We start from the raw sequence: 12,819 nt of genomic DNA, 5'->3' as shown, positions 1-12,819 counted from the left end.
CGGGCTAGTAGCCTGACGCAGGTGACGATACTCACGCTGACCCTGCCCGAGACGGTTGACGTAGCGGATTTCGAAGGCGAGATCGTCACGGCCATAGCGGACAGGCTCCGGGATGATCACGGATATCAATTGGCGGCGGAGACGCCGACCGCCGGCTCGGGAACGCGAAGCGAGCACCCGCTGCATCCGGCCGGCAGCATCGTCATTGACAGAAAGCCCGGCGAGCTGAAGATCAAGCTCGACGGCGTGAAGGTCGACGCGCATGACCTCTTCACCGGGGTGACCAGTGAGCTGGAGCAGCGGCACGAGGGGCTTCGCGCGGAAATCGGTTGACGCGAGCCCACCGTGACCGGCGGTGCTATTGCGCTGATCGAAACCATTGAGCGGCAACGCGATCGAGACCCGACCGGGCGAACGGCCCGTCGGTTGCCAGCCGAGCAGCAGAACTCGATCGCTTTCGGCACCGGCAAAGGGACCCAAGACGTGACCTTCGGCCCTCGCCGACAGTGACCCGGTCACCCACACTGCACATCATGACCGCACACGACGACACCGCCCAAACCTGGCGCGACGTGGCCGACCAGCTCACCGCTGCGCAGATCGCACGGCTCGAGCGCCTCGAACACGATGAGCCCCAGACGCTGCTGGCAATGGCACGCGAGTGGGCGGCCAAGAACGTCTCCGCTGAGATGCCATTCGACGATGTCGCGCCGCCCGCCGGCGCGGTGCGCACGTTCGGCTGGCAGCTTGACAGGAACTGGTTCCGCGACTTCGAGGGGACCACCCGCCGTGGCACGCACGCCCGCGTTCAAATCTGCGGCCGACAACAGGCCGACGGCTCAACGCGCCGGTGGATCGCCGTGCATACCCGTCACCTGGATGCGCTGGATGCGGCGGCGGCACGCGAACTGGCGGCAGCGCTGGCCGAGGCGGCCGACGAAATGGAGCGGCTCGGCTGAGCCCCAATCGAGCCGATTCGAGGGATGGGACTTCGGCCCCTACCGCTCCCCGATCCATCGTTCAAGGATCAAAGGGGTATTCGATCGCAACCCAAACCGAAGGAGGGATCGTGCCCAATCTCCCCGCGCATCACCAACATCGCTCCTGGAGGCCGGACTGGTCGGATCTGTGGACCGGTTTCCCGTCACTGGCGAGTCTGCGTCCGGGCCATATGATCCGGCTCGAGGATGACATGCAAGACGGCCACTACGTGTTGCGTGCCGAACTGCCCGGCATCGATCCGGCCAAGGACATCGACATCACGGTGCGCGACGGACGATTGACCATCACGGCCGAACGCGGCGAGAAGAAGGACAGCAAAGGACGTTCGGAGTTCTCCTACGGCTCATTCACCCGTTCGGTCACCCTGCCGGCCGGCGCTGACGAGGACGACATCAAAGCGACCTACGACAAGGGCATCCTGACCGTGGACGTGGCCGTCCCCCAGCAGGCTCCGGCGGCGGCCGCAGAAAAGCACATCGCGGTACAAGCCAGCTAACTTCACATACTCGCCATTCGGGAGCCGGGCAGGGCTCCCGAATGGCGACACGTCACACCCGGCGTCGCTGACGACATGAAACACGCAGGCAGACTCGTTGATCGCCTCAAGCTGATGTTCGACTGGTACAAGGGGATGGTCGACCCGCGCACGGGCCGGCTGCTGTACCTCTACGACCCGCGGAGCGATCTCGCGATCGGCGACGGCGAACCCATCCGCGACATCGCCTCGGTGTGGGACATGGAAGTTCTGAGCGCATTTCTCGGCCGCGACGACCTGTCGGATCTGATCCGGCGCTCGCTCGCGCACTTCGATCGACTTGTCATCGGGCGTGACGGCTATGCGATCGTGGCGCCTGAAAGAGAGTCCTCGTCCATCGCGCATAACGCTTTTCTGGCTTTGGCCCTGGCCCGTTCGGATCTTCCCGACAGAGCACGGCGGCTCACACCACTCGCCGACGGCATCGTTCGCCAGCAGAGAGAAGACGGTTCGTACCAGGTCTTCTTCGGTGCCGCGCCGGATGCCGGCGAGGAACTCTACCCCGCCGAGGCGATGCTCGCGCTGCTGGAGGCTTACCGGTTGACCGGGGATGCCCGCTATCTGCATAGCGTGGAACGCGGGTTCGGCCACTACAAGCGCGGCTACTACGACCGCGGGCTCCTCGACCCCGATCTCGTGGTCTTCTTTGCGAACTGGCAGTCACAAGCCGGCAGGGCGCTTTGTGCGGCTACGTCGAGGCCGGAGGTCAAAGATTTCGTCCGCGACTTCCTGTTCGAGCTCCAGGACCGAATTGTCGAAAGTGGCTTCTACGATCGGCTGGCGCGCAGGCCAGAAGAGCAGGCATGCGTAGAGGTGGCGTGCGGGCTCGAAGGGCTCGCCGACACGTACGCCATGGCGGCGGCGACCAGGGATCCCCGCACTGCCGCCTACCGGCGATCTATCACCAGCGCGCTGGGCTTCCTTATCGAGGCGCAGCGGACGACCAACTGCACCGACCGTGAGCGAGGTGGATTCGCAGGGTCGCTCGCGGGCCGCGAGCAGCGCATCGACGTCACCGGGCACGTCGCAAGCGGATTCATCAAATGCGTCGAAAACAGGATCACCGAGCCATAATCGGGTCGCTTGTGGTCACCATCGATGGCTCGCAGATGTCAGGCAGCGGGACAATCGTCCGCTACGCGGTGGCGCTGGCAGCACTGTGCGGCAAGCCCGTCCGCATCATCAATGCGCGAGAGCGACGGAGCAAGCCCGGGCTGCGACCGCAGCACGTGACCGGCGTGCATGCCTGCGCGGAACTCTGCGGGGCCACAGTCGATGGTGTCGAAGTCGGCAGCCGCACAATCGACTTCATCCCGGGGTCGAAGATCCGGGGCGGGAGCTTCGAATGGGACATCGGGACCGCGGGCTCGGCGACCATGTTGGCCCTGAGCGTGCTGCCGGTGGCATGCTTTTCCTCCGCGCCCGTACAAGCGCGAATCACCGGTGGACTGTTTCAAGACTTCGCCCCCTCGCCGTTCCACATGCAACGGGTGCTGGCGCCGCTGGTCCGTTCGATGGGGGCGGACCTGTCACTGGACGTCATCCGCCCGGGCTACGTGCCGGGCGGCGGCGGCGTCATCGAGATGACCGTGATACCCGGGCGTGCCGGACTCGACGGATTGGTGCTCGGCGCCGCCGGTCGGGTCTGCGACGTGGGTGGCATCGCCTTAGCCAGCCACCTGGCAGCACAACAGGTTAGCGAGCGCATGGCAGCCACGTGCGAGGCGGAGATCCGCGGCGCGGGCATGACATGCACCGTCGACCGCGTGGACGATGCCACCGCCGTACACGCGGGCGCCTGCCTGGCGATATGGGCGAAGAGCAGTACCGGAGGCCGGTTCGGCGCCGACCGAGCGGGCAAGCGTGGCCGATCATCGGAGCAGATCGGCCGCTTCGTCGCCGCGACTTTCCTCGAGGACGTCCGCAGCGGAGCGACCGTGGACCGTCATCTGGCCGATCAGCTCGTGCTGTTCTGCGCGTTGGCTCGCGGGATGTCGAGCTACACCGTGCCGCGTGCGACCGCGCATCTCGCGAGCAACCTTTGGCTGGTCACCCAGTTCGGCGCGCAGGCGACGGTGCACGCAAGACGCGTAGAGATTCATGGGATCGGGCTGACCCGGTGAGGCACGGGTTTAGCCGAAGTGGGCAGCACCCCGAATCGTCTCGCTCACGGCGAGCTGATGAGTGGTTTCTGCAGGGGTTTGTCAGCGTGCAGACAGGCGATCGCCTCAGCCAGCATCGGCGCGATCGAGCACACGCGGATGAAGGTGCCCGAAGCCTTGACCGCGACGGTGTCGGCAACGAGCACGTAACGCAGTTCAAGCTCACGCAGGCGGCTGACGGCGGCGTGGACCAAGAGCCCGTGCGTCGCGGCCACGACGGCGTGCGGTGCAGCGCCGCGCACGCGCAGCAGTTCGACCGCCGCTTCAATCGTGGCCCCGGTGGTGATCATGTCGTCGATGATCACCACCGCGCGGCCGCGCACGTCTCCGGCGATGTCCAATGCGGTGACGGCCGTGCCGCTTTCGCGCTGTTTGCGCACCACCGCAACCGGGCCGCGCAGCACCGCCGCATACCGTTCGGCGAGCTTGACCGCACCCAGGTCGGGGGCGACGACCACCGCCCCCTCCTCCAGCTCGGCGGCGAGCTCACCGGACAGGGCGGGGACGGCGGACAGTGTTTCCACCGGGATGCGGCATAAGGCTTCCAGCGTGGGTGTGTGCGGGTCGACAACAACGAGCCGGTCGGCGCCCGCGGCGCCGATCGCATCGGCGATGACTGCTGATCCGACGGCCTGACCCGCCCCGGTGCGTCGATCCTGGCGGGCGTAGCCGAAGTACGGCACCACCGCGGTGACCCGCGCTGCGCGGTCCCGACGGCACGCGTCGAGCAACAACAGCAGTTCGACGACGTGCTCGTTGACCGGTGGCGATGTCGGCTGGATGACGTATACATCTGCGCCACAGACGTTTTCGACGGCAGGACGGAGCTCCCCGTCGGGAAATCGCTGCACGAAGCAGCCATCGGACTCGACTCCCAGATAGTTCGCGATGGCGTTGGCCAGAGCCGGGTTGGCGCTACCGGAGACGATTCGCAGAACGGTCATCGGGCATCCTTTCCGTCGCCGCACAGGGTCCAAATTGGCAACGCGCATGCCGCTTCGGGCCGACCAATCTCGACCATCGCACCGGCGCGGCGTCGGGCCGAGGGGCCGAAAGTCCTCGATGGGCCGCAGTAAGTCATTCCGGGGCGAAGCCGCGACTTTCCGGGCCGCCTGGCCTCGATCAGCCAACGTCGTCGGCGGAAAGGACGAATGGCCCTAGGCGGGCGAAATTGCCATCCTTATGTTTGGACTGCCCACGCGGCGATTACCGCGGCACCGTCAGAATCAGGGAGTAAACAATGACCACGGCCCGCGACTTGGCGCATATCGACCATGAGGTGGCGAGCAGATCATGAGCACTCACTATGAGGCCGGCCCTGCGGCGGGCGAATACAGCGGCGAGGACGAGAATCAGCTTCAGCCAGAGGACACCCTTATCGACCGTGGCATGGACGACATGCTCGACGAGGGCTATTCGCCCCCCGAACGGCCGTATGGGCCCGGCGCCTTCGGGCCGTCCGAAACCATGGACCAGCTGCTTGTGGAGGAAGAGCCTGATCCGGCCGCGCGAATTGATGTCCTGTTCGATGAAGCCGAGCGGCAACGCTCCGACGAAGCCGAGCGCGAAGCCGAATTTCCCCAGGGACGCGAGGTTGGCCGAGCCCGAGCCGGTCGGCTTGTCGCCCCGGACCAGGGATTTGGCGAAGACGCCGAGGCGGAATTGGTCGCTGAGGACGTCGGTATCAGCGGAGGCGCAGCATCTGCCGAGGAAGCCGCGGTTCACATCATCGAAGACGAGGTTTACGTCGTCGAAGACGAAGAATAGCGAACGGGTAAGTCCGCCAGGCAACGCGTCAGTCGCGGCGGGCGACGATCACCGGGATACGGGCTGCGTGTGCCACGGCGGCGCCCACCGATCCGAGCGACATTCCCGGGAATCCGCCCCGGCCATGGCTGCCGACCACGACAAGTTGGGCAGACTCGGATTCCTCGAGGAGGTGGCACGCTGGGCGGTCGAACACCAGCCGGCGGTGAACGGTAACGTCGGGATAGCGTTCCTGCCAGCCGGCCAGGCGCTCCGCCAGAATTTCCGCTGCCCTCGATTGCAGCGCCGACCATTCCTTGCTCAGCACGCCCGAGGTGTCCGAATCAGTCCACGCGTGTACGGCCAGTAGGTCCACACCGCGGAAAGAGGCCTCGTCGAAGGCAATTGCGGTGGCCAGCTCGGATGCCCTCGACCCGTCGATGCCGACCAACACCGGTAACTTCGAGGGCCCCAGCGGAATTGGGGCCTCCCGGTGAATCACGGCGACCGGGCAGTGAGCATGATGGATCAATCCGGTGCTGACCGAGCCGAGCAAGATCCGCTCCGGCGCAACTTGTCCGCGGCACCCGACCACCACCATGTACGCCTCTTCAGACAGGTCGATCAGGGTCGGTACGGGCGGCCCACACGCCAGTTCGCTGTCGATCTCTGGTCGATCGCCCTCCCGCACGACGCTTTCGACGACCTGAACCGCGTCGGCGATGACCCTGCGGGCCTCCTCTTCGTGCAATCGGGAGAGCGCAGCCGGGACGGGGACGCCGGGCCAGGCGGGGTTTGAGACATGTACGACGGTTAGTCCAACGTTGCGCATGATCGCCTCACGCGCGGCCCACTTCGCGGCCGTCGTTGATGACGGTGATCCGTCTACTCCGACCACGACACCCGAGTGTGCGCTGCGAGCGGGCATCGCATCGTCACCAATTCGGTCGATATGGCCCGTTGAGCGACGCCATGTCGTCGATGAAAGAGCGTTGGGTTCCCAGCGAATTGGATTGCCAGACCGGCCAGAAGCCCCTGTCGGCCAACGCCGCGGCGGCACCGCTGCCGTGACTCGAAACCGACAGCGTCTCGATGTCATCGTCGACCGGCCGAGGTTGCCCAGCGACGTCAGCTTCATCGGCTTGCGAAATCGGCTTGATCACGATTCGAATCCCATCAGTTCGAGTTTCCGGCCGGATGCGTTGCCGTCCCCGGCGGTTGTTGCGCCCGGTAGCAGTCACAGTCGTTGCTCGGCCCGCTGGCCAACAAGGTGCCCCAGGCTCGGTCAACGACCGCGGTGAGCGCGTCATTTAAGTCACACGTCACATCGTTTTCGGCGATCGCCACGAGCGCATCGGCCAACTCCAAGGGGGCCACACTGTGCCGTTTGGCCGTTTGCACTATGTCGGCGAACGCCTCGTCGAGGCTGCAGTGGCGAAGGGCAACCAGCACGCCTTCGGCAGCGCCGAGACTGCGCTGGCCGCTGCGGCGAGGATCCCGGCGGTCGGTGCCTACTTGGGGCTTCACGGTGCGATCCCTTCTGAAGCGGTTGCAAAGCTGATCAGAACCGAGCGGCTGCGGCAAGTGTGCTACTTGACGACGTGGTCACAACCTTCATGGCCATGCGGCTGATCTTTCGACGGTGTGCGGCGGACCGGTAGAGACCGAAGTCCCATTTCCCGATGGTCGTTCGTCGCCGCAGAGCTTCCCGCCTGCTCAATGACGGCGGGAGGCGGCGCGCCGGTGCGCGGTGGACAAGTGGCGCCCCTTTCCCAGGAACGCGCGGAGCCGGTCCAGCGGCCAGGTGTTGATCACCTCGCCGGCCGATACCCAGCCGCGCTGCGCGACCGCGACACCGTAGCGGATGTAGTCCAGGTGCGGGACGGCGTGGGCGTCGGTATCGATGGCGAACACAACCCCGTACTCGCGGGCACGACGCACGAGTTCGTCGCTGAGATCCAGCCGGTCGGGAAAAGAGTTGATTTCCAAGGCGGTATGGGTGCGCGCGGCCGCGGCGAACACTGCGTCGACGTCGAACTCGATCGGCGGACGACGAGCCACGACGCGTGTGGTCGGATGGCCGATGATGTTGACGTAGGGGTGCTCGATCGCGGTGATCAGACGCCGGGTCATCTCCTCGGGGGTCTGGTCGAAATCGGAGTGCACGGAAGCAACCAGGACGTCGAAGCCGGCCAAAAAGTCGTCGTCCCAGTCCAGGGAACCGTCGGCGGCGATGTTGAGTTCGGAGCCGTGCAACAACTCGATGCCATGACGCCGAGACAGCTCGGGCAGCTTGCTGCGCTGTTTGAGCGCCTTGTCGATTGTCATCCGTTGCATCGCCAGTTCTGTGGCGTGATCGGTTATGGCGCAGTAACGATATCCGCGGCGCGCTGCGGCCGCGACCATGTCATCCAGGCTGGCAATGCCGTCGGTCAGATTGGTGTGCACATGCAGGTCGCCGAGAATGTCGGCCACCTGCACCAGGTCGGGGAGGTGACCAGCCAGTGCGGCTTCGACTTCGCCGCGGTCTTCGCGCAAAACCGGGGGGATCCACGGCAGCCCGAGCGTGCCGTAGATCTCGGCTTCGTCCGTCGATGCCAGGAGCTTGTTGGTATCGACCCGGAACAGTCCGTACTCGGACAGCTTCAGCCCGGCCCGGACGGCCAATTCGCGGACACGGATGTTGTGAGCTTTCGACCCGGTGAAGTATTGCAGGGCCGCACCCCAGACATTCGCGGGCACAACCCGCAGGTCCACCTGGATGCCCTTCGTGGTCACCACCGAAGATTTCGTCGGGCCGTGTGCCAACACACGATCCACCAACGGCATGGTGCAGAAGTGGTCCATGATCGACGCCGGATCCTCGTCGGCGGCCACCAGCAGGTCGATGTCGCCGACCGTGTCGCGCATCCGCCGCAAGGATCCCGCATAGTCCACCCGGCTGACGTGGGGCAGTGCGGCAATGCGCGCGACCAGATCCTCGGCGACGTCCAGGGCGATCGCCAGCGGGATGCGCCCGCCGACCTCCTGCATCTGGCGTATCGCGCGGGCCAGGTTGCGTTCGCTGGTCTCACCCCAGCCCTTCAGGTTGCGCAGCTGTTCGTCGTGCAGCGCGTCGAGCAGCTCGGGCATCGACGAAATGCCCAGCTCCACATACACCTGATGGGCCCGCTTGGGGCCGAGCCCGGGGATTCCCAGCAGCGTGCGCAGCCCGGCGGGCAACTGGGCGTGCAGCTCCTCGAGAGCGGTGATGCGGCCGGTCTGCCGTAGCTCGAGCAGCTTTTCGGCGGTGTGCGCACCGACCGCCGGGATCGCCATCAAACCTTTGCGGTCCAGAGTGTCCAGCTCAATGGGGTGTCCCGCGACGGAGCGGGCCGCCTTCTCATACGCACGCACCCGGTAGGGGTCGCCGCCGGAGATGGCGATCAGATCGGCCAGTTCCTGCAGCGCCTCGGCCGCAACGTCATTCGAACGCATCGCGCAATCCCGCCAAACTAAGCCGGTACACCTTATGGCTAGGTACAGCATGGAGCGCACCACGGCCGCCGGTCAGCAGGCTAAAGACCCTATTATCGGGACTCCTGACCACGGATGCGCAGGACCTCCGACTCCCCGTTCGCCGCCGCGGCGGTAGCCTCAAGACTTCGATCGGCCCATGCGGAGGATTTTTGCGACATGAAAATGTGGATCCAAATTGACGGCCACGACGAAGATGACGAATATCCGGATGGCGCCACCTATGAAGTGCTCACCGGCGGTGTGTTAAAGGTCAGCAGCGGCAAGGATATTCACCTCTACAGTCCGGCATACTGGCAAGAGGTCACGATCGATACCCGCGCCGCGGGCGAGCGCGACGAACGCGCCCAACAGCTTGACGAAGATCTCAAGTGGCAGTGATCGCCACCGCGCGACGGTAAGCACGGCGAACATTGCGTGTGACATCCACCGGATTGGACAGCCACACCAGCCCCGGAACGGTCGCCGCTCCCACGAGGTGTTAGTTAGGTATTCAAATGTCCCGCGGCCTCCGCGACCTGACGAAAATTCTTGGATGCCTGGTGGCCGCACCGTGTGTCAACTCTGGCCGTCCACCCCCCATCGCTATGCGCAGTCGGTGCAGATCCGCCGACCGCCGTGCGAGCTCGCCAGACGGCTCATGTGGTGGATGAGAAAGCAGCTCGAGCATGTGAACTCGTTTGCTTGCTTTGGGGCGATCGGTACGAAGATGTCTTCGCCGATGACATCGCCGCCGGCCAGCTCAACCGCGCGCTCCATGCCCGATTCCTCGGAATCGTCGATATCAGCCCAACGGGCGGCCAGGTCCCTGCCGGCCAACATTTCGTCCAACGGCTCCTCAATCCGCCGTCGGTTGTCGTCGTAATCCCTACTCGCCGCTTGGGAAGCCTTCCGATCGGAGGCTGGCGACTGAGGCTGTCGGCGAGTCCGCACGGCACGCATCGTGTTCCCTCCTCAGCAGGTCTCAGGGAAGTAGCTTTCGATCGGACCATAACGAGTCGGCCCCCGCTAGGGTCCGAAGTCCCAAGGCCCTGCGGTCATTCAGCTTCGACCACTACCCGAATCCGCGGAAAGGTGACCATCGGCCCTATGACACGTCCCAGTTCGAAGTGCAATCTGACGTCGCTGCGTTCAACACCCTCTCTGAATCCAACCTAGGAGCGCGACCATGACAAGCACTGAGAAAAAGACCGTGGTGGAACGGGCAGCGGGCCTGTCCGATGAGGTGCTCGAATCGGTTGAAGCCGGACGGCGGGCCGCGATCGCCGCGGTGCGCAAGTTCGTTGACACCGTCGATGAGGCGACGCCCGCGCTGGTCGATCCGGCGCTGCGTAAGACCATCGTCGACGCCGCGTTGGATCTGGCCGACTCGCTTGTCACAACTCGTTTGGAGTTTCTGCGCAGCGTGGTGCGCAGCGCCAGTGAGGCGGTGGGCAGCAAACCGAGCGGCGACAAGGAGTAAACAACGGCCGCTGTAGCCAGCGGTAGTGTTCGTTCGCTGCACGAGAATCAGCGAGTCCGATGCGAAAAGCCGCACAACGAAAAGACGGCATTTTCCCCATCAGCGACGCCGGCTTGGCGCGGCGCAACATCGTTGCGGCCCAGGCAAATTGCGTTGAGCCACGCCAAGCTTCCAGCTACTCGACATCATCCACAGCCGCGACTTGCAAACGGTGACCCTCAACGACGTGCTCAAGCATAGGGCGCGATGAACAAAGGTGAGGTCACGACCGGTCGGGACACCGAGGCCGCGTTGACGACCGTCAAGAGCAAAGGCCTCAGGGGTGGCGCGCTCGGCCTGCTCTCCGGCGTCGTGGTCGGCTTGGCGTCCATGGCACCGGCCTACAGCCTTGCCGCGACATTGGGTCTCATCGTGGCCAGTGGCAGTGGACTGCTCTCCGGCGTCAAAGCCCCGGCCGTCGTTCTCATTTCATTCATCCCGATGTACTTGATCGCCGTCGCCTACCAGGAACTCAACAAGGCCGAACCGGACTGCGGCACCACGTTCACGTGGGCGTCGCGGGCATTTGGACCCATCGTCGGATGGCTCGGCGGCTGGGGCATCGTCGCCGCGGAGATTATTGTGATGGCCAACCTGGTCGAGATCGCCGGGGCGTACTCGTTCAGGTTCGCCGGCGACCTGGGCTGGCATTCGCTCGCGAGCCTGGCCAACAGCAGGTTCTGCTCGACGGTCGCGGGTGCCATCTTGATTGTGATGATGACCTATGTCTGCTATCGCGGCATCGAGGTCTCGGCCAGGCTGCTGTACCTTCTACTGTCCATTCAAATGCTGGTGCTGATTGGGCTTTCGGTGGTCGCGCTCGCCAAGACGTATACCCATAGCGCCCAAGGATTTTCGTTGCATCCGTCGCTGTCCTGGTTCTGGCCGGGCGGTCTTGATTTCGGGTCAAGCACCGCCCCAGCAGTTCTCATGGCCATCTTCATGTACTGGGGCTGGGACACCGCTGTTTCTTGCAATGAGGAGTCCGAGGACCCCAGCCGCACGCCGGGCCGCGCCGCCATCATCTCGACTTTCCTGCTGTTGGCGACCTATACCCTGGTGACCGTGTCGGCTGTGGCGTTCGCCGGTGTCGGGACGAAGGGCATCGGGCTGGGCAACCCGCACAACTCGAAAGACATCTTCGCATCCATCGGTCCGGAATTGTTCGGCAACGGCATCCTCGGGAAGATTGCACTGCTGTTCCTTGCGGCGTCGATCCTGACGTCTGCCACCGCGTCGACGCAGACGACGATGTTGAAGACCGCGCGCACCACCCTGTCGATGGGGGCGTATAAGGCGCTGCCTGACTCGTTCGCGAAGACCCACCGTCGCTACCGGACGCCGACCACATCCACGATCGCGGTCGGCGCGGTGTCCATCCTTTTCTACGTCCTGTTCACGCTCCTCAGCGAGAATCTGTTGGCCGCGCTGATCGGATCGGTCGGGTTATTGATCGCGTTCTACTACGGACTTACCGGGTTTGCGTGCGCTTGGTATTACCGCAATACCCTTACCAATTCGGTGCGGGACTTTGTGATGCGCGGCGTCGTCCCGTCGCTGGGCGGCGTGAGCTTAGTGATCGTTCTCATCTACGGGCTTGGCCAGTACGCCAAGCCCGAGTGGCTGACCGACGACGACGGCAACAACATCACGATCCTGGGGTACGGTGCCGTCGCGGCGGTCGGTATCGGCGCGCTGGTGCTCGGATTGATCCTGATGGTCGTCTGGTGGGCGATAGCCCCCGGTTTCTTCCGCGGCCGCACCATGACGCGCGGCTGCCCGGGAGCGGATTCCGATGCGGACGCCGTTCGAGCAGCAAGCCCGTGATGCTTTGTGTCGTGACTCGGCTCACGATTCGGGTTCGCGGTTTCGCAGCGGGTTGACCTTTTTGTTTCTCGGTTTGGGCGGCGGGGGTCTACGCACTCAAGCCCGGGGGGCCGGGGCTGCCCTGGTGGCGGATGTGCGCGTCGTGAAGACCGCTTGGGCGCGACCGCGGTGTAGATCGTGTGGTTTTCGCGACGGGGATCGCATCCGGTCGAGCACCGTGGTTGGGCGCATGGTGGAGCGGAGGGCGCCGTGCTGATGGCTGCAGTGGCAAGCGTCTCGTGGCCAGTCAGGGCTGTCCCGCTAAGCCGATGATGACGGGCGTACCCAGGGTCACGACCTGCGCAGTAACGCTGTTCCATCATCAATGTCGTACCCCGCTGCGAGGATGGGGTTATGTCTTCGACCGCATCGTCTGCTGTGGCGGTGAGCCCTAAAGAGCGTCTGGCGGTGTTGTTTGAGGAGTTGGCGGAGTTGGCCGGGCAGCGCAACGCCATTGATGGGCGCCTCGTGGACATCGTCGCTGAGATCGA

At 64.7% G+C, this 12,819-nt stretch carries 13 protein-coding genes and 1 pseudogene; 9 read left to right on the top strand and 5 right to left on the bottom strand.

From position 1 onward, the window contains the following. The first annotated feature begins 21 nt into the window (after positions 1-21). From VMD50_RS05955 to rtcA, 5 genes are all read left to right on the top strand, one after another. Positions 22-333 carry a hypothetical protein gene (locus VMD50_RS05955; protein ID WP_325425805.1) on the top strand — a complete coding sequence of 104 codons (312 nt, stop codon included), beginning with the start codon at positions 22-24 and terminating at the stop codon, positions 331-333. Between the two features lie 200 nt (positions 334-533). Beyond that, positions 534-959 carry a hypothetical protein gene (locus tag VMD50_RS05950; RefSeq protein ID WP_325425803.1) on the top strand — a complete coding sequence of 142 codons (426 nt, stop codon included), beginning with the start codon at positions 534-536 and terminating at the stop codon, positions 957-959. Positions 960-1,066: 107 nt separating this feature from the next. Further along, positions 1,067-1,498: an Hsp20/alpha crystallin family protein gene (locus tag VMD50_RS05945; protein WP_414686009.1), complete on the top strand. Its 432-nt coding sequence runs from the start codon at positions 1,067-1,069 to the stop codon at positions 1,496-1,498. A 75-nt stretch (positions 1,499-1,573) separates the two neighbouring features. Beyond that, positions 1,574-2,611: a hypothetical protein gene (locus VMD50_RS05940; RefSeq protein WP_325425799.1), complete on the top strand. Its 1,038-nt coding sequence runs from the start codon at positions 1,574-1,576 to the stop codon at positions 2,609-2,611. 11 nt (positions 2,612-2,622) lie between these two features. Next, positions 2,623-3,660, top strand: a complete 1,038-nt coding sequence (gene rtcA, locus VMD50_RS05935) for an RNA 3'-terminal phosphate cyclase (protein ID WP_325425797.1) — start codon at positions 2,623-2,625, stop codon at positions 3,658-3,660. A 44-nt stretch (positions 3,661-3,704) separates the two neighbouring features. Here the strand turns inward: rtcA and VMD50_RS05930 are convergent, their stop codons facing one another. Further along, positions 3,705-4,643 (bottom strand): ribose-phosphate diphosphokinase, encoded by a 939-nt coding sequence (locus VMD50_RS05930; RefSeq protein WP_325425795.1) that lies wholly within the window; start codon positions 4,641-4,643, stop codon positions 3,705-3,707. 349 nt (positions 4,644-4,992) lie between these two features. On the opposite strand from VMD50_RS05930, the gene VMD50_RS05925 reads away from it, so the two are divergent. Further along, the gene (locus VMD50_RS05925; protein ID WP_325425793.1) at positions 4,993-5,466 is read left to right on the top strand and encodes a DUF5709 domain-containing protein; all 474 of its coding nucleotides are present in this window, start codon (positions 4,993-4,995) and stop codon (positions 5,464-5,466) included. A 28-nt stretch (positions 5,467-5,494) separates the two neighbouring features. Here the strand turns inward: VMD50_RS05925 and VMD50_RS05920 are convergent, their stop codons facing one another. The 3 genes from VMD50_RS05920 to polX all read right to left on the bottom strand — a co-directional run bounded on the left by VMD50_RS05920 (position 5,495) and on the right by polX (position 8,922). Continuing rightward, the gene (locus VMD50_RS05920; RefSeq protein ID WP_325425791.1) at positions 5,495-6,373 is read right to left on the bottom strand and encodes a universal stress protein; all 879 of its coding nucleotides are present in this window, start codon (positions 6,371-6,373) and stop codon (positions 5,495-5,497) included. A gap of 248 nt (positions 6,374-6,621) precedes the next feature. Next, the gene (locus VMD50_RS05915; protein ID WP_325425789.1) at positions 6,622-7,029 is read right to left on the bottom strand and encodes an ANTAR domain-containing protein; all 408 of its coding nucleotides are present in this window, start codon (positions 7,027-7,029) and stop codon (positions 6,622-6,624) included. A gap of 132 nt (positions 7,030-7,161) precedes the next feature. Then, positions 7,162-8,922, bottom strand: coding sequence for a DNA polymerase/3'-5' exonuclease PolX (gene polX / locus VMD50_RS05910; RefSeq protein ID WP_325425787.1), 1,761 nt, complete (start codon positions 8,920-8,922; stop codon positions 7,162-7,164). Between the two features lie 198 nt (positions 8,923-9,120). Between polX and VMD50_RS05905 the strand changes: the two genes are divergently transcribed. After that, complete coding sequence (locus VMD50_RS05905; protein WP_325425785.1) at positions 9,121-9,342, top strand: hypothetical protein; 222 nt, start codon at positions 9,121-9,123, stop codon at positions 9,340-9,342. A 204-nt stretch (positions 9,343-9,546) separates the two neighbouring features. Here the strand turns inward: VMD50_RS05905 and VMD50_RS05900 are convergent, their stop codons facing one another. Then, positions 9,547-9,894: a DUF4193 family protein gene (locus tag VMD50_RS05900; RefSeq protein WP_325425853.1), complete on the bottom strand. Its 348-nt coding sequence runs from the start codon at positions 9,892-9,894 to the stop codon at positions 9,547-9,549. A gap of 235 nt (positions 9,895-10,129) precedes the next feature. Between VMD50_RS05900 and VMD50_RS05895 the strand changes: the two genes are divergently transcribed. Continuing rightward, a complete protein-coding gene (locus VMD50_RS05895) occupies positions 10,130-10,423 on the top strand; it encodes a hypothetical protein (RefSeq protein ID WP_325425783.1) in 294 nt (97 codons plus the stop codon). 246 nt (positions 10,424-10,669) lie between these two features. Next, positions 10,670-12,235, top strand: a pseudogene (locus VMD50_RS05890) (APC family permease); the annotation flags it as partial. Between the last annotated feature and the right edge of the window lie 584 nt (positions 12,236-12,819).

The sequence above is a fragment of the Mycobacterium sp. genome (genome assembly GCF_035506235.1).
Classification (GTDB): domain Bacteria; phylum Actinomycetota; class Actinomycetes; order Mycobacteriales; family Mycobacteriaceae; genus Mycobacterium.
The sequence above is the reverse complement of the archived record's forward strand: the minus strand, read 5'-3'. Positions and strand labels throughout refer to the sequence as shown.